The organism is Pseudomonas californiensis, assembly GCF_021147775.1.
Taxonomy (GTDB): domain Bacteria; phylum Pseudomonadota; class Gammaproteobacteria; order Pseudomonadales; family Pseudomonadaceae; genus Aquipseudomonas; species Aquipseudomonas californiensis.
Genome location: NZ_JAGTPK010000030.1, coordinates 41,946 through 67,352, shown reverse-complemented (window position 1 = coordinate 67,352; position 25,407 = coordinate 41,946). Strand labels below are relative to the sequence as shown.

At 58.9% G+C, this 25,407-nt stretch carries 22 protein-coding genes and 1 pseudogene; 20 read left to right on the top strand and 3 right to left on the bottom strand.

Translation table 11 applies throughout. The annotated features are described in order from the left end of the window. Window positions 1-99: 99 nt before the first annotated feature. The 8 genes and pseudogenes from KDX37_RS22665 to KDX37_RS22630 all read left to right on the top strand — a co-directional run. Window positions 100-1,158 (top strand): annotated as a pseudogene (locus KDX37_RS22665) (ABC transporter substrate-binding protein); the annotation flags it as partial. Next, a complete protein-coding gene (locus tag KDX37_RS22660) occupies window positions 1,155-2,147 on the top strand; it encodes an ABC transporter permease (RefSeq protein WP_231655256.1) in 993 nt (330 codons plus the stop codon). The pseudogene KDX37_RS22665 and the gene KDX37_RS22660, both read left to right, overlap by 4 nt. Next, a complete protein-coding gene (locus tag KDX37_RS22655; protein WP_231655255.1) occupies window positions 2,144-3,007 on the top strand; it encodes an ABC transporter permease in 864 nt (287 codons plus the stop codon). Before KDX37_RS22660 ends, KDX37_RS22655 begins: the two co-directional genes overlap by 4 nt. Then, a complete protein-coding gene (locus KDX37_RS22650) occupies window positions 3,004-4,716 on the top strand; it encodes a dipeptide ABC transporter ATP-binding protein (RefSeq protein WP_231655254.1) in 1,713 nt (570 codons plus the stop codon). The genes KDX37_RS22655 and KDX37_RS22650 overlap by 4 nt, the downstream gene beginning before the upstream one ends. Before the next feature lie 26 nt (window positions 4,717-4,742). Further along, entirely contained in the window at window positions 4,743-5,951 is a 1,209-nt protein-coding gene (locus KDX37_RS22645) for an acyl-CoA dehydrogenase family protein (RefSeq protein ID WP_231655253.1), read from the top strand. Window positions 5,952-6,247: 296 nt separating this feature from the next. Beyond that, complete coding sequence (locus tag KDX37_RS22640; RefSeq protein ID WP_231655252.1) at window positions 6,248-8,371, top strand: TonB-dependent receptor family protein; 2,124 nt, start codon at window positions 6,248-6,250, stop codon at window positions 8,369-8,371. A gap of 76 nt (window positions 8,372-8,447) precedes the next feature. Next, a complete protein-coding gene (locus KDX37_RS22635; RefSeq protein ID WP_231655251.1) occupies window positions 8,448-8,750 on the top strand; it encodes a DUF1883 domain-containing protein in 303 nt (100 codons plus the stop codon). Window positions 8,751-8,833: 83 nt separating this feature from the next. Beyond that, a complete protein-coding gene (locus KDX37_RS22630) occupies window positions 8,834-9,463 on the top strand; it encodes a glutathione S-transferase family protein (RefSeq protein WP_231655250.1) in 630 nt (209 codons plus the stop codon). Between the two features lie 36 nt (window positions 9,464-9,499). Here KDX37_RS22630 and KDX37_RS22625 read toward each other — a convergent pair whose 3' ends face one another. After that, complete coding sequence (locus KDX37_RS22625; RefSeq protein ID WP_231655249.1) at window positions 9,500-10,390, bottom strand: LysR family transcriptional regulator; 891 nt, start codon at window positions 10,388-10,390, stop codon at window positions 9,500-9,502. 167 nt (window positions 10,391-10,557) lie between these two features. On the opposite strand from KDX37_RS22625, the gene KDX37_RS22620 reads away from it, so the two are divergent. The 11 genes from KDX37_RS22620 (at window position 10,558) to KDX37_RS22570 (ending at window position 22,939) form a co-directional block, all read left to right on the top strand. Then, window positions 10,558-11,640: a 4-oxalomesaconate tautomerase gene (locus tag KDX37_RS22620; protein ID WP_231655248.1), complete on the top strand. Its 1,083-nt coding sequence runs from the start codon at window positions 10,558-10,560 to the stop codon at window positions 11,638-11,640. 80 nt (window positions 11,641-11,720) lie between these two features. Further along, window positions 11,721-13,028: a dicarboxylate/amino acid:cation symporter gene (locus KDX37_RS22615; RefSeq protein WP_231655247.1), complete on the top strand. Its 1,308-nt coding sequence runs from the start codon at window positions 11,721-11,723 to the stop codon at window positions 13,026-13,028. A gap of 140 nt (window positions 13,029-13,168) precedes the next feature. Then, entirely contained in the window at window positions 13,169-14,473 is a 1,305-nt protein-coding gene (locus KDX37_RS22610; RefSeq protein ID WP_231655246.1) for a CitMHS family transporter, read from the top strand. An 87-nt stretch (window positions 14,474-14,560) separates the two neighbouring features. Beyond that, window positions 14,561-15,814 (top strand): OprD family porin, encoded by a 1,254-nt coding sequence (locus KDX37_RS22605; RefSeq protein WP_231655245.1) that lies wholly within the window; start codon window positions 14,561-14,563, stop codon window positions 15,812-15,814. A gap of 220 nt (window positions 15,815-16,034) precedes the next feature. Beyond that, a complete protein-coding gene (locus KDX37_RS22600) occupies window positions 16,035-17,114 on the top strand; it encodes a glycosyltransferase family A protein (protein WP_231655244.1) in 1,080 nt (359 codons plus the stop codon). 34 nt (window positions 17,115-17,148) lie between these two features. Further along, on the top strand, window positions 17,149-18,174 hold the full coding sequence (locus KDX37_RS22595; RefSeq protein WP_231655243.1) for a hypothetical protein: 1,026 nt from the start codon (window positions 17,149-17,151) through the stop codon (window positions 18,172-18,174). 32 nt (window positions 18,175-18,206) lie between these two features. Continuing rightward, on the top strand, window positions 18,207-18,905 hold the full coding sequence (locus KDX37_RS22590; protein ID WP_231655242.1) for a hypothetical protein: 699 nt from the start codon (window positions 18,207-18,209) through the stop codon (window positions 18,903-18,905). Then, window positions 18,902-20,029: a glycosyltransferase family protein gene (locus tag KDX37_RS22585; RefSeq protein ID WP_231655241.1), complete on the top strand. Its 1,128-nt coding sequence runs from the start codon at window positions 18,902-18,904 to the stop codon at window positions 20,027-20,029. Before KDX37_RS22590 ends, KDX37_RS22585 begins: the two co-directional genes overlap by 4 nt. Window positions 20,030-20,032: 3 nt before the next feature. Continuing rightward, entirely contained in the window at window positions 20,033-20,668 is a 636-nt protein-coding gene (locus KDX37_RS22580) for a phosphatase PAP2 family protein (RefSeq protein WP_231655240.1), read from the top strand. After that, window positions 20,655-21,608, top strand: a complete 954-nt coding sequence (locus KDX37_RS22575) for a fatty acid desaturase family protein (protein ID WP_231655239.1) — start codon at window positions 20,655-20,657, stop codon at window positions 21,606-21,608. The genes KDX37_RS22580 and KDX37_RS22575 overlap by 14 nt, the downstream gene beginning before the upstream one ends. Window positions 21,609-21,760: 152 nt before the next feature. Beyond that, a complete protein-coding gene (locus KDX37_RS22570) occupies window positions 21,761-22,939 on the top strand; it encodes an MFS transporter (RefSeq protein ID WP_231655238.1) in 1,179 nt (392 codons plus the stop codon). A 60-nt stretch (window positions 22,940-22,999) separates the two neighbouring features. Here KDX37_RS22570 and KDX37_RS22565 read toward each other — a convergent pair whose 3' ends face one another. Further along, window positions 23,000-23,548, bottom strand: coding sequence for a cysteine hydrolase family protein (locus KDX37_RS22565; RefSeq protein WP_231655237.1), 549 nt, complete (start codon window positions 23,546-23,548; stop codon window positions 23,000-23,002). A 102-nt stretch (window positions 23,549-23,650) separates the two neighbouring features. Between KDX37_RS22565 and KDX37_RS22560 the strand changes: the two genes are divergently transcribed. Then, a complete protein-coding gene (locus KDX37_RS22560) occupies window positions 23,651-24,628 on the top strand; it encodes a GlxA family transcriptional regulator (protein ID WP_231655236.1) in 978 nt (325 codons plus the stop codon). 32 nt (window positions 24,629-24,660) lie between these two features. Here KDX37_RS22560 and KDX37_RS22555 read toward each other — a convergent pair whose 3' ends face one another. After that, window positions 24,661-25,401 carry a PA3715 family protein gene (locus KDX37_RS22555; protein WP_231655235.1) on the bottom strand — a complete coding sequence of 247 codons (741 nt, stop codon included), beginning with the start codon at window positions 25,399-25,401 and terminating at the stop codon, window positions 24,661-24,663. Window positions 25,402-25,407 lie beyond the last annotated feature (6 nt).

Below are 25,407 nucleotides of genomic sequence, written 5' to 3'. Positions count from 1 at the left end.
TTACCGCCCAAGGCCGGGAAGGCCAAGGACGGTGAAGATTTCTAAAACCCGGTACCCAGTGGACCGTAAGGCTGCTCCGCTTAAGTGAACAGCATTACGGTCGGCAGTGGGCCTTTCAAGGTTGTGCGCTGGGACCGCCAGAGTCAGGTTGAGCTGGTGAGAAACCCTGATTACAACTGGGCGCCACCCACTGCGCAGCATCAAGGCCCTGCCTGGCTGGACCGGATTGTCTGGAAATTCATCCAGGAGCCCTCTGTGCGCTTCGCGTCATTACAGGCTGGCGAAGTGGATGTTATCGAGGCACTGCCGCCGGAGTCTCACGAGGCGGCCCGGCGCAATCCTGATTTGAAGCTGATCATCGCCTTGCGTCCAGGCAACCCCACCAACGGCACGTTGAACATCACCCGTGCGCCGTTCAACGACTTGAAGGTGCGTGAGGCTTTCGTGCGCAGCGCCGACATTGATGGCGCGTTGAAGAGTGTTTATTTCAACGAGTTTCCGCGAGCGGGCGGGCCCTTGAGTTCGGCAACGCGGTTCTACAGCGCCGACTTCCAGCATGCGCAGGATTACGACCCGGTGAGGGCGGGGCAGTTGCTTGATGAAGCCGGGTGGACCGAGCGCGACGCCGACGGTTACCGCGTGAAGGATGGCAAGCGGTTGCAGGTTCATGTGGTGATGGGCAACCGCACGCCGCCCTCGGAATACACGCTATGGGAGCAGGTACAGGCCACGACACGGCAAGCAGGCTTCGACTTGATCGTTGATCAGATGAGCGACGTGCAGGCGACCAAGCGTCAGGCGGATTGGGACTACGATATCCGGCTTGGCTATTGGAACACCAACACGGCCGATGTGTTGCGGATCAATTTCAGCGCCGAATTCGTCAAGCCAGCGGGGGTAGGGGGCTATCACCAGAACACCTCCGGTTTCAGCAACCCGGCCTTTGACGACATCCTCCAGCAGGCGCTGATGACTCAGGACGCCGAGCAGCGCCGCGCCCTGTATTACCAGGCTCAGCAGATCATTTCGAGTCAGTACCTGCAGCTCACCACGTATCCGCAAAGTACACGCCTGGGTATCTACAAGACCACGCAGGGCGTGCGCCTCGAGCCCTCTCTGGCTGTGACTTACCTCTATGACGCATGGGTGAACAAATGACCAGCGCATCACTTTCAATTGATCGACCCAATCCGCGACGCGAGCGTCTTGCGCGGCTTGGGCAACGCGCCGTGTGGCGTCTGGCAGGCGGCGTTCTGGTGTTGTGGGCCGTTGCGACACTGACATTCTTTGCCCTGCGCCTGATGCCCGGTGATCCGGTGCTGGCGATTCTGGGTGGGCCGAGCGGCAATCCGACCCCGGAAACCATTGCCGAAGCCACCCGTGAGTACGGCCTCGACAAGCCGCTCGCGGTTCAGTACGGGCTGTACCTCGCACGATTGGTACAAGGCGACCTCGGAATGTCGTATTCCCAGCATCTGCCGGTCACACGCGTACTGGCCGAACAATCCTGGCCAACGCTTGAACTGACCCTCACCTCGCTGCTGCTGGCGTGGGTGCTGGTGCTGGCCTTGACCGTACTGACGGCAGGCCGCGGGCGCTGGGTGTCGAGCATCGCTTCGCTGGCCGAAACACTGGCCGCTGCGCTGCCGCATTTTTGGCTGGGTATTCTGTTGCTGGCCGTGTTCGCCTTCGGCCTCAGGCTGTTTCCGCCTGCGGGCAGCGATGGCTGGGCCACGCTGGTGTTGCCGTCGGTGGCGCTGGCGGTCCCCCTGGCTGGGTTCATCGCGCAAGTCACCCGCGAATCGCTGGAGCTGACCCTCGATCAGCCCTTCGTCTTGACCGCCCGAACGCGGGGTTTGAGTGACACGGCGGTGCGCTTCAAGCATGCCTTGAGGCACGCGGTGTTGCCGGGGCTTTCGTTGTCAGGCTGGGCCATCGGTGCATTGATCAGTGGTGCGGTAGTGATCGAGGTGATTTTTTCCCGCAAGGGGCTGGGTCGCCAGCTGTACCAGGCGGTGCAGGCCCAGGATCTGCCGTTGACCATCGGCATCAGCCTGGTGGTAGCAGCCGGTTACGTACTGGCCAATATTCTGGTCGACCTGCTGTGCCATTGGGTCGACCCTCGCCAGCAAGGGGCAGGGGCATGAGCGAACTGACGTTTGAAACCACCTTGCCAAATGTTCGTCAACAGCGTGCACGTACACAGGTGCGTCCCGGGCCGCTGCTGGCCACAGGCTTTCTGGCGCTTCTGATCATCGCGGCGCTGTTGCCCGAGCTTTTCGCACACAGCGATCCATTGGCGATTGTTCCACATGATGCGTTCCATCCGCCGGGGTGGGCGCACTGGTTTGGCACCGACCAGTCGGGCCGGGACATCTTTTCCCGCGTTATCCATGGCACGCGGCAGTCGCTGCTCATCGGGCTGGCGGCAACTGCGTTGGCGATGTCCATTGCCGTCGTACTGGGTTTGCTCGGTGGGTTGGGCGGCGCTTATCTGGACCGTGGCGTCAGTTGGTCGCTGGAAATCCTCTTCGCGTTCCCCAGCCTGATTCTGGCACTGCTGTTCGTGGCGATCTTCGGCAGTGGTATCGGGCCGTTGATTGTGGCCACAGGACTGGGTGCAGCCCCTGGCTATGCACGCATGGTGCGTGGCCAGGTGCTGGCAGTCCGCAACGCGGGGTACATCGAGTCAGCCAGGGCACTCGGGCATCCGCCGTTGAGAATCATCACCCGGCAGTTACTCCCCAATGCCATGCGGCCTTTGATCGTCACGCTCACCATGGGCATTGGTCAGGCCATCGTCTGGGCGTCTGCATTGAGTTTTCTTGGGCTTGGCGCAAAACCACCCGCGCCGGAGTGGGGGACGATGCTGTCCATGGGGCGTGACTTCATTGCCAACGCCTGGTGGCTGACGTTCTTCCCAGGTCTTTTCATTGTGTTGACCACCTTGTCCACCACAGTGGCTGGCCGCTATCTGCAACAACGCCTGGAGGGCCGTCTCTCATGAGCGACAAGTTTCTGATCGTCGAAGACCTTTCCATCGAGTTCGCGGGCCAGTCCGTGGTACGTAATCTCTCGTTTACCCTGGCGCCGGGAAAAACCCTGGCACTGGTCGGAGAATCCGGGTCAGGCAAAAGTGTGACCGCACGTAGCCTGATCGGACTGGCCGGTAACGGTGCGCGTGTGACAGCGAGGACGCTCAGCTATGGCGGCGTCGATCTGCTGGGGCTTTCCGAGCGGGGCTGGCGAACGCTGCGCGGCAAGGACATCGGGTTCGTGCTGCAGGATGCACTGGTTTCTCTGGACCCACTGCGACCGGTGGGCAAGGAAATTCTCGAGGTGCTGAAGACCCATGGCTGGGGAGATCGAAACAGCCGTACCGAACGTGTGATCGAACTGCTGGAAAAAGTCGGCGTGCCCGAGCCGCAATTACGTGCCCGCCAACGCCCGGACCAGCTCTCCGGTGGCTTGCGTCAGCGAGCTCTGATTGCCAGCGCACTGGCACTGAGCCCAGGCCTGGTCATTGCCGATGAGCCGACCACCGCGCTGGACGCAACGGTGCAGGCGCAGATTCTTCAAGTGCTGCAGGAAATCAAGGCGCGCGGCGACTCGTTACTCATCATCAGCCACGACCTGGCCGTGGTCGCGCAACTGGCTGACGAGGTGCTGGTCCTGCGTCATGGCGACGTGGTGGAGCAGGGGCCTACCGAACAGGTGCTGCTGGAGCCGCGTCATGCCTACACCCGAGCGTTATTGGACGCGGTGCCGGGAGAACATGGGCGTGGCACGCGTTTGTCACCTGGCGTGGGTTCGGTAGCTGTTGCGTCACGGCCGGACGAGCAATCGCCAGTGTTACTGCGCGCTCAAGGGCTGGGCAAGCGCTACGTCGGCCCCGATCATCAGTCCCGTCAGGTGGTCGACGACGTCAGCCTTGAGCTGCGGGCCGGGCGCACGCTGGGTATCGTCGGCGAGTCTGGCTCGGGCAAGACCACTGTCGCGCGGATCGTACTGGGCCTGTTACAGCCAGACGCAGGTGAAGTGCATTTTCTTGATCGACCCTGGGCAGGCGCGGGTGGCAACCGGGTCGAGGAAAAGCATCGACGCCTCCACCGACGTGATATCAGCGTGATCTATCAGGACCCGCTGAGCTCCTTCGATCCGCGCTGGAGCGTCGGGCAAATCCTGGCCGATGCGCTGGATGTCGCCGGCATCGGCCCTGAGCTTCAACCGGCACGTATCAGCCAGCTGCTGAGTCAGGTGCGACTGCCTGCCGAGCTTGCCACGCGGCGCCCGTTGCAGTTGTCAGGCGGGCAGCGGCAGCGCATTGCGATTGCGCGAGCGATTGCCAGCAACCCGAAGATCATTATCTGCGACGAGCCGGTCTCGGCCCTGGACGTCTCGGTTCAGGCGCAGGTGCTGGACCTGCTGGCAGACCTGCAGGCTTCGCTGGGGCTGGCCTACCTGTTCATCTCCCATGATCTGGGGGTCATTCGGCATGTAAGCGATGAAGTACTGGTCATGCGTCACGGCAAGGTCGTCGAGCGTGCTGACGTCGAAACCCTCTTCGAGCTGCCACAACACGAATACACCCGCCGGCTGCTGGGCGCCGTGCCGCGCCTGCCAGGCGCACGGAGCACGCTGGTTGTGCCGCCGCTGGAACCCGAAAATCCAGCCTGGCTGTTTGACGAGTCCAGGCTATGGAAAATCGCTATTTGAAGTTCGATGCTGAACAAGGAATTGTCATGAGCACGTTGTCTGCTGTATCCGAAACCCTCACCGCTTCGGTAGAGGAACTTTACGCCAGGGCCGACCGCTTGTTGCCCGCAATCGCCAAAGGTGCCGCACAGCGCGAGCGTGACCGGCAACTGCCTTACGAAGCGGTTGCGGCACTTGCCAGGGCTGGGCTGTTCACCTGCAGAATTCCTGCGCGATATGGCGGCGCAGGTGGCTCGGTCAGAGACGTTATTGCGTTGCTGATTCGCATCGCGTCGGCAGACTCGAACGTCGCCCAGGCGTTAAGACCCGGCTTTGGCTTCGTCGAGGGTCTGCTGGCCTCGCAGGCCGAAGACGCCGAGCAGGAACGCGAGCGCTGGTTCGCGCGGTATCTGCAAGGTGCGGTGGTCGGTAATGCTGGCTGGGAAGTTGGCGGCGCCAACGGTTCTATCAGTGCACGCATCGTGCGTGACGGTGAGCATTACCGCGCCAATGGCAGCAAGTATTACAGCACCGGCTCGTTGTACGCGGACTGGGTAAGCGCCGTTGCACTGGATGAGAACGACCAGCCGGTTTCCTTCGTACTGCCCCGGGACCGCAAGGGGCTGGAGTTGCTGGACGACTTCGATGCGATGGGCCAGCGTCTGACGGCCAGCGGCACCACGCATCTGCATGATGTGCTGGTCAAAGCGCACGAAATCCGCACCCGTACGGTGGAAGAGGGCAAGCGGACCATCGTCACACCGTTCCTGCAGGTGTTTCTGGCGGCGGTTGAAGCCGGCATTGCTCGCAATGCCCTGAACGACGCCGTGGCGTTTGCCAACGACCACGCCAGGCCCATCAAACACAGTTCGGCAGCCCGCTCTGTGGATGACCCCTATGTTGAGCTGAGCGTCGGGGATATTTCTGCACGGGCATTTACCGCAGAGGCTGTGGTGCTTAGCGCTGCCGAATCCATCGACAGGGCCTGGGCTGCAGGTCTGGATCCGGTCGCCGTAGACCAGGCCGCGATAGACGTCGCTCAGGCACAGTACATTGCGGCGGAGTCCGCGCTCAAGGCCGCCGAGTTGGTATTCGATGTCGGCGGTGCGTCCACAACGGGGCGCAGCCATAACCTTGATCGCCACTGGCGTAACGCCCGGACCGTAGCCAATCACAACCCTCGCCAGTGGAAAGCCGCAGCAGTGGGCGCGTGGCAACTGAAAGGCACGCCGCCGCCCACTTCAGGGCTGTTCTGAATCGTTTCAAGCGCGGGTCAGGCTGCGCCGTGCAGTACCCGTCATAAACCTACAGCCCAGTAGGGATAGTTGGTTAAGATAACTATCTCCTGCTGGCCTACCTGTAACCCAGTGACGCTAAGCTGTTTGAGTCCCAACACTTGACCAGCAATATGCTGACTCTTTGTAGTTAACTCATCGCACTTTTGCCCGTTCTTATGCTGTTTATACGTGGCACGAATCCTGCGAAGTAACCTGCGTGAGAGCGAGACTATACACATAGATGCTCCGTCCATTTTCAGGCAAGGAGTATTAATGTGAAATTGCATACTGTTGAAAAACGCACGCTGCGTGTTGATTCGCTGACGACTGTTTCCAGTCTTGGCGTTCTGTTGATGTTGATCCAGAGCAGTTCAATGGCCGCGCAGGATCAACCAACCAGCGCTAACCCGACGCTGGCTACGGTCGTGGTCACCGGCGCGCAGGCCAGCGAGGCGCAAAAGGCTGAAAAAGCGCTAAGGAACGTCGCGGGCCAGACGGCAGTGGTGGATAACCGGGACATTGAACGCGGGCGCGCAGCCAATGCCGAGGACGTTCTGGCGTTGCAACCCGGCGTCTTTGCACAGGCGACAAGCGGGTCCGGCGCCAACAAGATTTCCATTCGCGGCTCGGGGCTCAACACGTTTTATCAAGGCTATGTGCTCGGGATCAAATTCCTGTATGACGGTTTGCCTCTGACGGGGCCGGGTGGTACTCAGGAGGACATGCTTGATATGGCGTCGGTTGATCACACTGAAGTGCTCTACGGCGCCAATGCTTACAACTATTCCGCCTTGTCATTAGGGGGCGCGATCAACTTTGTCAGCAAGACAGGCCGTACCGATCCAGGTAACTACGCACGGTTCGAGGCGGGCAGTTTCGGTTATCGAAAACAGCAGGTCAGTACCGGTGGCGTGGTCGGCGACAGCGACTATTACGTGAGCGTGCTGCATAACGAACGAGACGGGTATCAGGACAAAACGTCCAACGAAGGGCAGGGTATCGTCGCCAACTTTGGTCATGTCTTCAGTCCGAAACTGGAAACCCGATTCTTTCTGCGCTACCGCGAAGAGACCCTGACCCAAGGCAATACGCTGACCAGGTATCAGCTCAAGCATGACCCCAAAAGCAACGATGTCCCCATCGGTCGACGCAAGGACGGCTCAACCTTGCTGGGCAGCAAAACCACCTACACGTTCGACGATAACGCCAGGCTGGAAGTGGGGTTGGGCTATAACAACTATCCGCTGTACAACGGGTGGCGCTACGCGGCCTCACCACAGGACTGGCGCTCCAAGGACGTGAACCTGACCTTGCGCTATTTGCGCAACGGCGACACCTTTCTGGGTTTGCCCAGCGACAGTACCGTAACGTTCAGCAGCACGCGGGCTTATCTTGCGGACGTGAAATCGCACAGCCGCGCGACAGATCAGCGTGTGCAGGAAACCAACTATACCGGCTCGCGGGACACGGTATTCTCTCTGGGCAACGAGCTGCAGGTGGGTGAGCGTACATGGCTGTCGACGGGCCTCTCATTCATAGAGATCAAGCGCAAGGCGGAAATCGAATACACCACCGGCACCAATACCACTGACTTTCCGGCCCGCGTCGAGTACAGCGAGCATGACATCGCCCCGCGCATCGGGTTGCGCTATCAACTGACCCCTGAGTTCGAACTGTTCGGTAACGTCAGCCGCTCGATCGATCCGCCGGTCACTTGGCAATTGGGCAGCACAGGCTCGCCTTATCTCACCGATGTGAGACCGCAAAAGGGCAACACGGTCGAGTTCGGCATCCGGGGCGGGCACGGCATTTTCGATGGCAGCCTGACGCTCTACCGTTCCTGGATACAGAAGGAGCTGCTTTCCGTCGTGGTGCGGCAGGCTAGCGCGACACAGGATCAACTGATCGCCACGTCCAACGGCAGTGCGACCATCCACCAGGGCATCGAGGGCGGGCTGAACGCGTTATTGTGGGAAGGCGGCAATGGCGACACTGTCAGCCTGCGTCAGGCCTATACCCTCAATGACTTTCATTACCGCAACGACAGCCAGTTTGGCGACAACGAACTGCCAAGCCTGCCGCGTCAGGTCTATCAGGCGGAGCTGCAATACCGCCGGGCCGGTGGCTTCTACGCGCAGATCAATACTCGCGTTGCGTCCAGCTACTATGTCGACTTCGCCAACAGCCTCAGCGCCCCGTCTTATACGCTCTGGGGCGCCAAGGTCGGCTACGAGGCGCCCGGTAAAAAGTGGGAAGTGTTCCTGGATGCCCGCAACCTGACCAACCAGCGTTATGCGACTGCCGCCAACACCGCCTACGATGCCCGTGGCCAGGATTCGGCGAACTTCTACCCAGGCGACCCGATCAACGTCACCACCGGGGTTGCGTTCCGTTTCTGACCCCCTGCTCAAGGCCCGTCGAGTCGGCGGGCCGACTGCGTGGTATTCTGGCGCGTCAGTACCCGCAGAGACCGCCATGAAATTCATTCACCAGCGTGAGCACCTCAATGAAGACGACATCGTCGTCATCGAGTGTTCGAACACGTGCAATATTCGGCTCATGAACGACGCCAATTTTCGCAGCTTCAAAAATGGCGGCCGCCACACTTACCATGGCGGTGCGTTCGACAAGTTCCCTGCAAAGATCCCGGTCCCGAGTACCGGCTTCTGGAACATCACCATCGACACGGTGACGCAACGCGCAATCAGCGTGACACGCAAACCGAACCTCAAGCATTCGATCAAGATCGTTCGACGTTCAACCAGCCAGCTGCGATAGCCGAATCGTCGTACCGCTCAAACGCGTGCCCGCCCTCAAGGCCAGGCCGACGTAAGTCCCACCGCCGATTACCGAGGCCAGACATGATCATACTTCATCACCTGAACGCATCGCGCTCGCTGCGCATTCTGTGGCTGCTCGAAGAGATAGGTCAGCCCTATGCGCTGGTGCATTATCAACGCGACCCGGTCACACATCTGGCGCCGGACTCGCTTAAGAGCATTCACCCGCTGGGCAAATCACCCGTGATCGAAATCGATGGGCAAGTGCTCGTCGAATCAGGCGCCATCGTCGAGTATCTTGTTCGCCGCTACGCCCCGCATCTGGAACCTGAGTTCGCGACTGCGGATTACCTTCGCTATCTGCAATGGATTCACTTCGCTGAAAGCTCGGCGATGGTGCCTGTGCTGCTCAAGATATTCAGCCAGTTCGAAGCCAATGCCGGAACCCAACTGAAGTTCCTGGACGGCTACACCCAGACTGAGTTCGATAAGGTACTGGGCTTTCTGGACGGCGAGCTGAAAGACAAGGCCTTTATCCTGGGCGACAGCTTGTCCGGCGCCGATTTCATGCTGGCGTATGTCGCCGTCACAGTGATCGAACAGTTGGGCGAGGCGCAGCACTACCCGAACCTCAATGCCTACCTGCAACGTCTCACCGCACTGGACAGCTGGAAGCGCGCCTCGGCGCTGGAGCAGCAACGCGACCAGTAAGGTCTTGAATGCAAGGTTTCGCACCGGCAGTTTCGGTCACTGAGGCCACTGCTCAAGCAGCATCGCAACGAACTTCTCCGCAGCTGGAGAGAGTGACGCGCCTCGGCGTGAGACCAACCCAAGTGTCCTTTGCACTACCGGATCTACCAGCGGCACGCTGACCAGCGTTGGATGGTCGTGGGCGGGCATCGCCAGGCTTGGCATTGCGGATATACCGAGGCCGGCCTCGACCATGCCCAGCGAGGTCGACAGATGTTGCACTTCATAGAACCATTTCGGACGCCAGCTCAGCCCTGCCAGCGCATGGTCGAGAATCATCCGGTTGCCGCTGAGCCGACCGACGCCAATCAGCCGATACTCACTCAATTCGTTCCAGGCGACTGACTCGCGCTTCGCCAGTTCATGGTCACGTCGGCAGGCGAGTACAAATGGCTCTTTCACCAACGGTATGAACTCGATGTCCGGGTGCTGTCCACTCATCATGTTGATGCCGAAATCTGCCTCGCCACGCAACACCGACTCCAGACCCTCGTTGGCGCTCAGGTCCAGCAGGCGGATGCGGATCTTGGGGTAGCGCTCGTTGTACAGACGAATCACGCTGGGCAAGAAATAGAACGCGGCGGTCGGGATGCAGGCGAGGGTGACCTGACCTATCTGTCGCTCTGCCAGCTCGCGAATGTTGAGAATTGAATCTTCAAAATCATCCAGCAGTCGACGCGCCTTGGGGAAGAAATCACGACCGACACTGGTCAGGCTGACCCTTCGAGTGGTTCTGTCCAGCAAAGAGGTGCCAAGACCCTGCTCAAGCTTCTTGATACGCCGGGTAAGGGCCGGCTGAGAAATATGCAGCACTTCAGCCGCCTCATGAAAACTCCCCAGTTCGGCGATTTTCACGAATGATCGAATATCTTGAAGCTCATATTCCATTTTATTTTCCTTGTCGATCATTGAGCGAGGGTGAAAAGCGAGCAGCGCTATTATTCCAATAAGTGGAATAATAACTACGATCTTTGCATTGGATAAGGTCAAAAATCCGTGTGACTCTTGCTTTCAACACATCAATTAACCCAATTGATCAACAAGAGTCAGATTTTATGCAACCGATTCCTTGTGTACTCATGCGCGGCGGCACCTCCAAGGGGCCGGTCTTTCTTGCCAGCGACCTGCCTTCTTCAAGCCACGAGCGTGATGAGCTACTGCTCGCAGTGATGGGGTCCGGCCATGAGCTGGAGATTGACGGTATCGGCGGCGGAAGCCCGCAAACCAGCAAGGTTGCCATCGTCAGCCCCTCGACCCACGCAGATGCGGATGTCGACTACCTGTTCGTTCAGGTCATGGTTTCCCAACGCCGTGTAGACACAGCGCCCAACTGCGGCAATATGCTCTGCGCCGTCGGGCCGTTTGCCGTCGAGCAAGGCCTGGTAAAGGCAACGGGGGAGGTGACGCAGGTACGAATTCGCAACCTCAATACCGGCACGTTTGTGTGTGCCGATGTCCATACGCCGAACGGTCAGGTGAGTTATGAAGGCCAGACCCGCATAGACGGCGTCCCAGGTTCAGCAGCACCCGTGCAACTGACCTTTCTCGACGCTGCCGGCAGTAAAACCGGCAAGCTGTTCCCTACAGGCCAGCAGACGGATTACTTCGATGGCGTGCCGGTCACCTGTATCGACATGGCCATGCCGATGGTCATCATCGACGCTTCGCTACTGGGCAAATACGGTAATGAAACACCTGCGGAGCTGGATGCCGACAAGGATTTTCTGCGCAAGCTCGAAGCGTTACGCTTGCGCGCCGGTATGGCAATGGGCCTGGGCGATGTGAGCGACAAGGTCATTCCGAAGCCTGTTCTGGTGTCGCTGCCGAGCGATGGCGGCACCCTCAAGGTTCGTTACTTCATGCCGCATAACTGTCATAGAGCGTTGGCTATTACCGGATCGATCGGATTGGCGACGGCCTGTGTCAGCGAAGGAACCGTGGTCGCGAAGTTGCTGGGTGCCTCTGGAGAATCCCGTTTGCAGCAGGTTCGGATAGAACACCCGAGCGGTTCGATTCAAGTGGCGCTGGCCTACGTAGGTGACAATGGGCAAACCATTCGCGCCTCGGTGGTCCGGACCGCACGACGCCTGTTTTCCGGCGAAGTTTATGCGCCCGGCGTGCAGTTGCTCGCGGGCTGAGTGCTCGATGGCTGTGCTGTGTTTTACCTGACGTATCTGCGTTATCGCATCAGAACAACACCAATAATGGGTGATGCATCATGAAAATCGCAAAATCGCTCTACTTTCAGATTCTCTGCGCGGTAGTCCTCGGGGTGCTGGTCGGGCACTTCTGGGCTCAACAGGCGATTGCTCTCAAACCATTGGGCGACGCGTTCATCAAACTCATCAAGATGATGATTGCTCCGGTGGTGTTTTGCACCATCGTCACTGGCATCGCCGGAATGAGCGACAAGCGCTCGCTGGGCCGTTTGTTGAGCAAGACGATGCTGCTGTTTCTCGGTCTGACAGTGATCAGTCTGTTTATCGGGCTGGTGGCGGTCTATGTGATCAAGCCCGGTGTCGGGATGAACATTGATCCCACTAAACTGAGCACTGCCGGGTTGTCGCAATACACCGAGTCTGCAGCGAAGCTGGGCGTAGTTGATTTCTTCATGCACATCATTCCGGATACGTTTATCGGCGCCTTCAATAAAGGTGAGGTCTTGCCGGTGCTGTTCATCGCCGTGCTGTCAGGCTTCGCGCTGTCATCATTGGGCGAGCGCGGCAAGCCGGTGCTTGACGTGCTCGAGTCGGCTTCGCACATGGTGTTCAAGATATTTTCATACCTGATGCGTTTCGCCCCGTTAGGAGCGTTTGGTGCGCTGGCCTTCACCGTGGGCCAGTACGGCATTACTTCGCTGGGATCACTCGCCAAGCTGATCATGACGCTGTACATCGCCTGCGGTTTCTTCGTCTTCGTGGTGCTGGGCGGAATCTGCCGGGCGCATGGCTTCAGCCTTTGGAAGCTGCTGCGTTACTTCCGGGAGGAGTTTCTGGTGGTGCTCGGTACGTCGTCCACCGAACCGGTAATGCCGCGCATGCTTGAAAAGCTTCAAGCGCTGGGCTGCAAGAAAGGTGTCGTCGGTCTGGTGTTGCCGACAGGCTATTCATTCAATCTGGACGGGACAGCAATCTACCTGTCGTTGGCCGCCATCTTTATTGCTCAGGCCTGCAACATCGAACTGAGCATGACCCAGACTCTGACCATGTTGGCGATCATGTTGCTCTCATCCAAGGGCGCTGCCGGCGTGACCGGCAGCGGATTCGTCGCGCTGGCATCGACGCTGACCGTGATTCACGACATCCCGTTGGCGGGGCTGGCCTTGCTGATCGGCATCGATCGCTTCATGTCCGAGGCAAGGGCGCTCACCAGCCTGGCGAGCAATGCAGTTGCAACCGTAGTGATTTCGCTCTCCGAAAATGCCTGTGATCGCCAGGTATTGATGCAAAGGCTCGACGGCAAGGCCGCGACCACCGCTCCGGAACTCGCTCAATGGGAAACACCTCGAGCGGCCGAGCGCATCTGAGTTCGCTGGCACCACCCGACACATCCCTATAACCCCGACACACCTCCGAGCCTGTCGAGCGTCGCCCAGCGATGACCGACAGGCCTGGCAGGGTTCGCCTGCGCTTACATAACTGTCAATAACAAAAAGAGAACAGCCCTATGCTTGCCTTCCTTGGCTTGTCCATGGTGGTGGTATTCACCTACCTCATCATGTCTAAACGCTTGTCGCCGATTGTCGCTCTGACCATCGTCCCGATCATATTTGCCGTGATTGGAGGCTTTGGCGGCACCACCGGCAAGATGATGCTGGATGGCCTGAAAATGGTCGCTCCCTCCGCTGCTTTGCTGTTGTTCGCCATTCTGTTTTTCGGCCTGATGATCGACTCCGGGTTGTTCGACCCGCTGATTCGCAAGATTTTGAAACGGGTCAACGGTGACCCGATGAAAATTGCGGTCGGCACAGCGCTGTTGTCATTGACCGTGGCGCTGGATGGCGATGGCACGACGACCTATATGATTACCTGCGCGGCCATGTTGCCGCTGTACAAGCGCATCGGCATGAACCCGATGATCCTCGGGATTGTGTCCATGCTGTCGCTGAGCATCATGAGCGGCATGACCCCATGGGGCGGTCCGGCCACACGCGCCATTGCTGCGCTGGGCCTTGATGCCGGGGAGTACTTCATTCCGTTGCTGCCTACCATGGTCGGCGGCGCGGCCTGGGTGGTGTTCACTGCATTTCTGCTTGGCCGTGCGGAGCGCAAGCGCATCGGCAACGTGCAGCTGCAAAGCGGAGGAGGCGAGTGTTACATCGAAGAGATCCTCGGTAACGCACCGCACAAACGACCGAAGCTGGCCTACGTCAATCTGGCACTGGTCATCCTTGTGATGGTCGCGCTGGTGATGGGCTTGATGCATTCCGCGGTTCTGTTTCTGATCGGCTTCGTACTGGCGCTGATGATCAACTATCCGCAGCTGGACATTCAGAAAGAGCGCATCCTGGCGCACTCAGGCAACGCGATGACGGTCGTCCTTCTGGTATTCGCCGCCGGTGTGTTCGCCGGGATTTTCTCGGGCACCAAGATGGTCGACGCGCTGGCGCAAACGCTGGTTGCCTGGATTCCACCGGAATGGGGTCATCTGTTCCCGTTGGTGGTTGCCCTTACCAACATGCCGCTGACCTTTGTGCTGTCAAACGATGCCTATTACTTCGGCGTGGTTCCGATCCTGGCCAACGCCGCAGCGGCTTACGGCATCAGCCCACTGGAGATCGCCAGAGCATCGATTCTGGGCCAGCCCGTGCATTTGATGAGCCCGCTGGTGGCCTCGACCCTGTTGCTGGTGGGCATGATCGACCGCGACATTGGCGACTTCCAGAAGGCCACGGTCAAGTGGGCAGTTCTGACCTCGCTGGTGGTCACAGCCCTGGCACTGTTGACCGGCGCGATAACGTTGTTCGTCTGATCCCTTTTTCAAATACTCCTCTGGATACACGCCCTGAAAGGGGTGGGCGGATCAATGCATCTTCAATAACAACAATGAGTAGTGAGCATGAGTCTATTTACAACACGTGCGACCCTTTTTCCGCTGCTGGGTGTACTGCCTTTTGCGGGCGTCGACGCTGCAGGGTTCATCGAAGACAGCAAGCTCAAGTTGCAGCTGCGCAACGTCTATTTCAACGAGAACTTCCGCGATGAAAACGGTTTGAGTGCAAACGCTGCCCGTACCGCCAAAAGTGAACGAACCGAATGGGCGCAGGGCTTCCTGCTGGACTACCAGTCGGGTTTCACGCCAGGAACATTAGGCTTCGGTCTGGACGCGTCAGGATTGCTGGGCGTCAAACTGGACTCCGGCAAAGGGCGAAGCGGCACTGGTTTGCTCCCGGTGCACGCGGACGGACGTGCCGCCGATGAATTCTCAAGCATTGGGGCTGCGGTCAAGGCGCGCTTTTCAAAAACCACCGTCAAATACGGCACGTTGTTACCCAAAACTCCGGTGCTGATCTACAACGACGCCCGACTGTTGCCTCAGACCTATCAGGGCGCCCAGTTCACCAGCACCGACATCGATAACCTGACACTCACTGGCGGCCATCTGGATCAGTTCAAGTTGCGCGACTCATCTGACAGCCGCTCGATAATTCCGGACGGCTTTACCGGCAGGGGCTCGGACTTTTCCTATGCGGGTGGCGATTACAAACTGGGCAAGAATATCCGCCTGAGCTATTTCTACGGAGAACTCGAGAACTTCTACCGCCAACACTTTGCGTCCATTCAGCATGACCTTCCTTTGGGCAGCGGGGTGCTTACCAGCGACCTTCGTTACTTCCATAGCGATGACGCTGGCACGGGACGCTCCGGCAAGATCGATAACGATATGCTGAGTGGTCAATTGACCTATGCCATCGCCGGACACAGTTTCGGCGGCGGTTATCAGGTACTGGATGGCGAAGCCGGCTTGCCGTACATAAACGGCGCGACGGTTTACTCCTTCAGTAATGTCGGAATAGGCAAGTTTATCGAAGAAGACGAAAAGACCTGGATGCTCAGCTACGGATACGACTTCGCAAAAGTCGGCATACCCGGCCTGACGTTCTCGACTCGATACCTGAGTGGTGACAACGGCAAGTCCGGCTCGGCGCAATTGAGTGAGTGGGAACGGGACGCCGAACTCGCGTATGTGCTTCAGGGTGGGACGTTCAAAGGTTTGGGCGTGAAACTGCGCAATTACGTTTACCGCTCGGACTTTGCTCGCGGTCGTGACAGTAATCGCCTCTATGTCACTTACGACATCGCGCTCTGGTAAACCGGACTGGATGCTGAAGTGCCAACAGGTGTGTGACTTGAGCGCGGTCAGCAGTCAGCAGTCAGCAGTCAAGCATGTACGCGCCATAATTAAAACCGTGTTTGATTAATCCAGTAATTAGTGATGTGATGCCAGCGCTTTGCCGGCGCTGGCATTCCAATACAGGGAGAATGCGACACAAAGCCTGATCAAGCGGTCCTTATAAAAGAGACGCACTGAAATGGATAGCCAGGAAAAGGAATCACGGACGTGGCATCCCGACGAGGCACTTACGTTGCTGGAGTGCATAGCCGGCAAGACAGCGCTCGTGCTGGAGACCAACAATCTGCGCGGCGGGCAAGGGGCAGATCAGTCACTTGACAGCCTCAAACGTCTGGTGACGCGCCTCAAGCGCCAGAGCTTGCCACCCCGGCATTTTGCCCAGTGGATCATCACCCATGACGGTATCGACGAATCAGCACGCGAAACGCTGAACGTACTGGCGGGCAGAGCACTGGATTTTATTGAAATAGACCGCTCCACAGGCTATTACGATGCCAAGAATGCCGGCTTCGACGCGGTGGACCGTATCCGATGTCAGTACGTGGTATTTGCCGACGCCGACTGCCTGCCTTGCGATGACTGGCTGAAAAATCTGTTGACGCCCTTTGTTCAGAAAGACGCGCCACTGGCGGTTGCGGGGCGTACCAGTTATGCGCCGAGTGTCACGGGCAGCGCGCTGACCTCCATCGATTTCATGTACTTCCCCAGTCCGTTACGCGGCAAGGCCACGCGTAACTTCTATGCCAACAACGTCGCCTTTCGCCGTGAGACATTCGAGCAATATCGCTACGAGCCGCTCGCCGGCGTCTACCGCGCTCATTGTCAGGTCATGGGCCTGCGCATGCAGGCCGCGGGTGTTGCAGTGGCCTATGCCGCGCACGCCCACACCGAGCACCGACTGCCAGACACACGCCGTGAAGTCATCAAGTTGCGTTGGCTGAGAGGCGGCGACAGTGTCGATCTCACGCCTCATCTGGTACGCGCTTATATGCCGAAATGGCTGCAATGGCTGGGCAACAGCGGCCCGCTTGGACCTTTGTGCGTGATGGCCGGCCGATTGCGCTACAGCCTGCGCGCGCTCAATCATCAGGATTTGCCACCCTTGCACGGCTCCAGGCGCCTTGCCGCCACGGCAATGGTTATCGTCATCTCACTGATTGATACCGCCGGTGCGGTGTTGCGCGGCATGGGTATCAATGCCGGTCGCGCGAGCGCCCGTCACAGTGAAGCCCTGTCTTATCATCGCCCCGTGGATTGATCAGCCCTGCACGGCGTGTACAGAGGAAGTACGTATGAAAGCATCACCGTTTCTGTCGGTCGGTCTGTCTGCCGTGTGTCTGACGATCTTGGCGTTCAACAGTCAGGCCAATGCCGCACCCGTCGAGTACAAAGGCCGCGACGTGTTTCACTTCGAGTCAGGCAGCGGCTGCCCCGGAACGTCGGGTCAAAGCGATCACGACTGCAACCGCATCGCGCTGGACGTATCGGACGCCCATGCCACCCTAGACGCGCAAGCCCATGTCATCGTTATTGGCGCCGAGGGCAGTCATGACAGCAAGGCCGTGCTCGCCGAAGTGCTGCTGCATGGCAGCGGCATCGCGGCCGACGGTACGCGTGTGCCCTTGAGCCTGCAGGTGCTGTTGAGGCGCTCCGGTAAGCAGTGGAAATCCGACGCTTATGTGCACACACCAGTGCGCGGCAAGTTCAAGGACGTCATGCTCGACCCATACCAGATCAAGGTGCAAGAAGGTGCGAGTGAGCGTGTCCTGATTTCTGCCGAGCAGGCGCGGGACATTCTGGCGCAGCCTTCGATCACCGCCCAGGTCGCGAGCTATTTCGTCGCCGTACGTCCGAGCGACGAACAAAATCCGGCCGCCGATGACATCACGGTCGCCCTTGGCGTAGGCAAAGTGTCGAAATCACTGATGCGCGCCCGCTTTACCTCGGAACAACCGAAAACCGCAGAGTTGGGTGAGGTCATGAAAAACGGCACCTGGAACCTCAACCTGCAAGCCTTGACGGGGCAGATACCGGTCTGGGCAGTGCAACGCCAACTTTTTGTGTTCGGTCTCGAAGACAGTCCTTTGCTAAAGGATGTCCGCCAGCGCGGTTTGAACAAGCTCGACACCCTGGAACTGGGCGCTGTGAACGGCAACGGCTACCTGCGCTACAGCGGCCGTGAACAAAGCTTTCCGCAAGCCTCCAGAGTAGGCTTCGAGTTCATGCGTGACAGCTTCATCGGTCTGATTCTGGCCTGGCATCGCAGTCCGACTTTCGCCACGGCATCTGCCGGCACGTCGTCCCAGCCAGCGCAATGACGACTGAGACATTTGCCACCAATGAGGCGGTCATGCACGCGATCAGCCCGCCTCAGGTCCGCGGATTGAGATCGTTGCAGGTGCGAGCAGTCGACCGCATCAAACGCTCCGCTCTGCAAAAGCTGCACCGTAGCCGTCGTGGCGAAAGGTTGCTACTGCGCATGTACCTGGCAGGTGAAGACGCGACTGAGCGTACGTTGCTTGAGGACTTGCTGCCTCAGTCTCCGGCATGGCTCGAACGCCAGGTCGAGCGGCACCTGGCGGACGAGCGGCGCCATGTGGCGCTGTTCGCACAGGCCCTGTACGCGCTGGGCGATAAGGAGGCGCCGCGGCTGGAACCTGACTGGCTGAGCAAGCGCAAGATAATGCGCTGGCAACGTCTGGCGCATAAATATGCTCCCCGTTTCGAACACGGCCTGCTGGTGCCAGCTTATGCCACCGGATTGTGTGCGGAACAGATGGCTGAGCGCGTGTTGAGACGACACTGCTCGGTCATTGGTGCACAGCACACGATGTATCCGCTTTTGTCTCAGGTGCTCGGCGATGAAAAAGCCCATATTCGGCTGTGCGAGAACACCCTGCAGCGCATCGTTGCGCCTCATGAAGCACCGCAGTTGGCGCTGTTGCTGAAAGATATTCGTGCCATCGACGCAAGCTTCGGTGTGACCGGCGCTTTGGCGATGTACGTTGCCGGTTTGATGCTGGGCAGCCTGGGCTCGGCAGCTCGATGAGCTCGCGCATTCTGTATCTGGCAACCGCCGACGCCCGTGGCCACCTGATGCGCGCACAATTGCTGGTGCATGCCCTGCGCAAAGCCGGCGCTCACGTCGATGTGTTGACCACCTCAGAGGAGGGCGTGCAGTTCCTGCAACGTTTCGATGTTCAGGCCAGTGTGCTTTCCACTCATTACGCGGTGCAGTTCGACAGCGAACAGAACATGCTGCGCAAAGCCACCAACCGCAACGTCGGCTGGTATCTGTTCCATCCTGGCAGGATGCTGCGTGACATTGTTCATCTGAGCCGTTTGTTGCGTGAGACGGATCTGGTGATCAATGACTCTTTTCATCCCGCCTTGTTGTACATGGGTATGCTGCCGGGGTGGCGCCGCAAAGTCGTGCACGTCTACGGTGCCAGCCTCAAGGCCGCGCTGCTGAGTAACTTCGAAGGGATGTGGCCTCGGCAGTTCGGCAAGTTGTTTGCCTGGATTGTCAGCCGTCAGATTAACCGGGCGCGCGCCTGTTTCGAGCATGACTTCGCCTATGAAGTGGACGTTTGCGCACAGGAGTCCGTCCACGCGTCTTCTTTCAAAAACGCGCTCGTGTACCGTTTGCCAACGCCTGTGGCGCTGGCCGAGGCGTTGAATGAACCGGCTGCTGACGCTGCGGTGTACCTGAATCCACACTTCGCCGAGCCTCGCCTGGCCGACGCATTGAGCGCCGGTCTTGTCGACGCAGGCCTGACGATGCATCGGGTAGGAGAGGGTTACGCCGGACGAGAAGGCTGGCTGGCAGTAGACCCGCTATGGACCAGCCGCGCCGCAAGTGCCCGAATGATCGTATCTGCGCCGGGCATGGCGGCGTTGTCCATCGCCAAAGTGTACCGGCGGCCCATTGTTCTGGTGCTCAGCGATCAGCCTGAACAGGCCACCAATGCAGCCCGCGCCGTCGACATGCAGCTGCTGCACGAGGCCGTGATCTGGCGCGGTGATGCCACTGAATTCCAGCATCAGGTGGCTCAGGCTGCGATGCACATGACGGCAGCGCCAGCATCGACGCACGGCGTAAACGGCGATGAGTGCGCTCAAGCGCGAATCCACGTGTGGGTCAGGCATCTTCTCAGCCTGTCGGCGCACTGATCGATGACCATGACCGCGCAGCGCCCCAGGCCAAGTGTCAATTCTCGGCAGGCATTGCTTGCACTGTTTGGACTGCTGGCAGGGTTGTGCGTATTCATTACCTTGCAGAGGTTCATCACGCCACGCTACGAGTGGGTGACGTCACTGGACAGAATGATCCCGTTCATCGCGCAATCCTGGTGGGTATACGTGCTGTTCTTTCCACTGGTATTGCTGGCTGCGGCCTACACCGATATTCAAGGTTTCAAGGCTTTCAGGAACGCGACCGCAATGGCTTTTGTCGTTGCCATGCTGTGCTTCTGGCTGTTTCCTGAATACGTGCCCCGGCCTGATATCAGTTCGATAGAAAACACGTTTCTGCACCAGCGCCTGAGTCGGCTCTGGGCACTCGATTACGCGTCCAATGGCTGCCCGAGCCTGCACGTCGCCGTGACGTGTCTGGCCTGCCGTGCGCTGTGGCACCACCCGGGCAAATGGCTGGTCTGCGCTGCCGGGCTGTTGATTTGCCTGTCGACCCTGACCCTCAAGCAACACACTGTTATCGATGTTGCAGGTGGCGTGTTGCTCGCCGCGTCATGCGCGTTATTGACGCGATCCAGGGCCATGCGACAAGGAGAGCCCTTTCATGCCTCGAGCTGAATCCCGATCAGGCCAGAATCAGGCACTGAATGCCTTTGTTCTCGCGCCAGAGCTGTTCGTGATCAAGCCCTGGAGCGGTTCCCTCGCCTTGATGGGAGATTGGGTTTTGATCGCCGTTTCATTGGTCTGCGCCGCGATCTGGCCTCATCCGCTGGTTTACCTGCTGGCGGCGTTGATCATCGCCCGCAGCCAACTGGCGCTGGCGGTGATCATGCATGAGAGTGCTCATGGCGTATTGCTGCGCCAGCAACGTCTGAATGACTGGTGTGGTCAGTTGCTTGCCGCAGGCCCACTGTTTCTTTCTTTGCAGACCTACCGCGCCGGCCACTTGAAACACCATCTACGTCCCATGGAACAGGATGATCCGGTGATTGCAGTCTTTGGTCTGGGCGACTATCCATTGCCTCGCAGCCGACTGGCCCTTCGACTGTTGGCCGACCTTACCGGCGCGGGTTATTGCATCAGTGCCTTCAAATTCGCCCGGGGCGACTATCGCGCGATCATGCCCAGGGTTGATAAATCGGCGCACCTCAAACAGTGGGAAGTGGCTTCGATGCTGCTCATCAATGGGGTTCTGTTCGGCGTGTTGTACTGGAGCGGACACCCGTGGCTATACGCGGGCTTGTGGTTACTGCCGGCAATCACTTTGCTGCCCTTGATGGGGCGAGTCCGAGCAATCCTGGAACACGCAGGCTTTGCGCCCAACGCTGACCAGAGCCAGAACGCACGCAGTATCGTGCGACCGAGCTGGCAGACATTCTTTTTCGGTCCTCATGCCGTTCATTATCACATCGAGCATCACCTTTACGTGCGCATGCCGTTCTACCATCTCCCTAGCGCGCATCGGCAACTGGCTGCGCACAAGTTGTTGCCTGCCGGAAATCTTTATAGCGGTTACGGACGCGTATTGAGAGATGTCAGCTACCCCAGCCAGCACTGATGCCCATGGCCATGCCGGCATTGAATGGACATGACTTTTGGTGACTGCTCTGTGCTTGCTTGCGCCGGAAGGCTTGTGCCTATGCCCAACAGTTATTTGACGATACGGTCAACTTTGCATAGGGTGGCCGACCGTTTCTGCCTGAGATCCTCATGACTAACCGCTCTAAACTGCCGCCGACTGTCTACTTGCTGGGCGCGACGATCTTTTCACTGGTCACTGCAGAATTCATGGTTGCCGGGATCATGCCTGCACTGGCGGATGCGTTTTCCGTCAGCCTTGCGCAGGTCGGTAACCTGATTGCCTATTACGCACTGGGCATGGCCCTGGGTGGCCCGCCGGTCACGGTATTACTGCTGGCGCGTGGTATCAGTAACAAACATGCCCTGGTGGGGCTGCTCGCGCTCTATGTAGGCGCGGCATTGGTCGCAGCAATTGCCCCGACTTACACGGTGCTGGTGATTGCACGCATTTTGATGGGTGTGACAAGCGCTGCCTGTATTGGTCTGTGCATGACGATCTGTGCCGGGCTGGTCGCACCGCAAGTACGGGGCAGGGCGGTGTCGGTGGTGCTGGCGGGTCTGATGTTGTCGCCAGTTGCTGGCGTACCGATGACTGCGTGGGTGGAACATCATTATGGCTGGCGCGCCAGTTCCTGGCTGGTGGTGGTACTGGCGCTGATGTGCACAGCATTTGCAGCAACGCGTTTGCCAACCGACAAGGTGTCCGGTGAACCCGAGCTTGGGCGTCAGTGGGCAACGCTCAAGAATCCTGGTCTGTGGGCCGCTTACCTCACCAGCGGCTTGATTATTGGCGCGACGTTCGCGGCGTTCAGCTATTGCACGCCGATCCTGATTCACGAAGTAGGCATAGACCCGAGTCATGTCGCACCGCTGCTGGCGCTATACGGCGTAGCGAATCTTGTGGGCAACATGCTTGTAGGGCGTGTCGCGGACCGGCACACGCTTGCGGCACTGGGTTGGGGACTTTTACTGCTGGTTCTGGCGCTGGGCGGGTTTGCGCTGGCTGGCGATCATCGCTGGCTGAACATCGGTTGCTTCATCGCGATAGGCCTGACCGGCGTAGCGCTCAATCCGGCGATGGTCGCCCGGGTCATGAAAGCCGCTGAGCCAGGCGCACTGGTGAACACGCTTCATACCTCGGTGATCACCGCTGGCCTGGCGCTGGGCAGTTGGGCCGGTGGCAGCGCAATCGACGCGGGTTACGGGCTGCGAGCGCCGCTGTGGGTCGGCGCTGGCATGGCGTTGCTCGGGCTGCTGAGCCTCGCGCGGCCTTTGGTCACGCGACGCACTGTAGCGCAATGCGCCTGATGGGTTGCTGGGCGTAAAGCAGCCGCTGTGACGGAGGGCATAGCCCTGTCACAGCGGCCTTCAGCCCGCCAGGTACTCGTCAGTCGTCACGACCTTCGCATACGCAAACCCCAGGGCTGACATGAAGGCTTGATGAACCTGGGTCGCCGCGATGACATTACCCTGAAACTCAAGATCGCGAGTCGCGCATGCGTCGTGCACCACGGTGACCTGATAGCCAAAATCCGCCGCCGCCCGGACCGTTGCATCGATGCACATGTGGCTCATCGCCCCCACGACCGTCACCGTTTTGACCCCATGCTCATCAAGTAACTGCTTGAGGTTCGTTCCCTGGAATGAGTTCGGGGAATGCTTGACCACCACAGGTTCGCCGTCAGCGGGTAACACCGCTTCAATGAACTCGACGCCTTGCGTACCGGGCCTGAAAAACGGCGCGTCCTGGCTCTCGAACTCATGTTGCACATTGATCACCACGTGACCCAATTGGCGTGAGCGCTCGATCACCCGTGCGGCGTTGGTTACTGCTTGCTCAATGCCAACCAGCGCCATATCGCCTGTTACCAGGTAGTCCTTCTGCAAATCGACAACTATTACTGCGTGCGCTTCCATGGTTCACCTTGTGGGTCATGACTGAATCGTTAACACATTGTCACGCCATCACGCTAAGGTATCGAGTGGCGCAATCGACACGTATAAGGCTGGAAACGACACATGGTAATCCGCAGTCAGATTGAAATCGGAATCGTGCTTTATGAGGGCGTTCAACAAGCCTCGGTCCTTGGCATCACCGACCTGCTCGGTCTCGCCGGGCGTATCGCCGCCGACCGACGAGGTCTGAAAGACAATGTCGTCAGAATCAGTCACTGGAGTGCCTACAAGGAAGGCGATACGCCAGAACGGGTTCTTGACAGCCATCCGGGCTCGACCGAGAGTCCTGTCGCAGTGCTCGTGCCGCCGATTCTGGGAGAGCCCATCGGCCGACAAGGTGCGCTGCCTCTTGTTCAATGGCTGAAAGACGCTCACCTGTCGGGTGCCGTCCTGGGATCAGTCTGCGCCGGGACTTTTTTGTTGGCTGAAACGGGCCTGCTCAACGACCGCACAGTGACCGTGCATTTCGCACTTGCAGAACGATTCGAGAAACGCTTTCCTGAGATCTTCGTAGACACCGACCAGCTTCTGATCGATGACGCCGACATCATCACCGCCAGCGGCCTGATGGGCTGGACAGACCTCAGCCTTCGGCTGGTCGACCGCTTTCTGGGTTCTGAGGTGATGATTGCCACCGCGCAAATGCTGCTGATTGATCTTCCTGGCCGGGAACAGCGCTACTACAGCAGTTTTGCGCCGCGCCTGACCCACGCAGATGCTGCAATTCTCAAGGTGCAGCACTGGTTACAGGCCACCGACGCCATCGATATCACCCTGACAAAGCTGGCAGCCGAGGCCAACCTGGAGGAGCGCACTTTCCTGCGGCGCTTCCAGAAGGCGACCGGCATGACGTCATCCGAGTATTGCCAGCGCATCCGCGTGGGCCGTGCACGCTCGATTCTGCAACAAGGAAACCAGTCGGTCGAACGCATCGCCTGGGACGTCGGATATGCCGACCCCGGCGCATTTCGAAAAGTCTTCACCCGCATCGTGGGTCTGACGCCGAGTGAGTATCGTCGGCGGTTTCAGATGGCGAGCTGAGTTTGCTCTCGGGAAATAGTGGTATCAGTCAGTTACTGCCCCTTCAGCTCGCTCGGCAGCCCATACTCGTTCCCGTTGTATTCCAGCAAATATCTTTTTACGGCCGGTTTGGTATCCACAGATTCGCATTCATCACCCTTCAGATGCTCAGCGGTATCAATGGTTTTTTCGTCAACCTGGAGACTGGCAAGGCCGTTCTTGCTCTTGTCTGCGATGGAGAGAGTGCGTTCTGTCTGAGAGAATTCCCCGGTGCAGTTACCGTCCCACTCGCCGCCGCCTTTGCTGACCACGAGCCCGGCCGAGATCGGCCGCAATTTGGGGCCTTCGTTCAGGTACAGGTTCAGAACCGTGCTGTTGAACGGATTGACTCTGGATGACCCTTGGTAACTCATTCTTACGCCGAATGCCCGCAACTTGGGCGCAAGCTGATAGCGGGCTGTGTCGATGGCGAGGGAGTCCAGACTTATGGCATCTGAAACGATCGCCGCGGCCTGATAGTGATGAGCGATGATCTTTCCGTTATCAGAATTGGCGACTATCACGGCCAGGCCGTAATCGCCCTGGCCATCTTCATCGACGTTCTCGGCAAAGGGCAGGGCAGCCAGAATCTGTCCGGCATTGGCAGGATTGATCTTGCACACGGCGTGTTCAGCGTTGAGCTTCAACTCGGGTTGCAGCGTTTTGGCCCATGCTTGCAGATGGTCTGTGCAATCTGCTGAGGCCAACAAAGGAAAGAAAAGCAGAGACAGAACAAAGAATTTACGCATGGCCATGTTTAT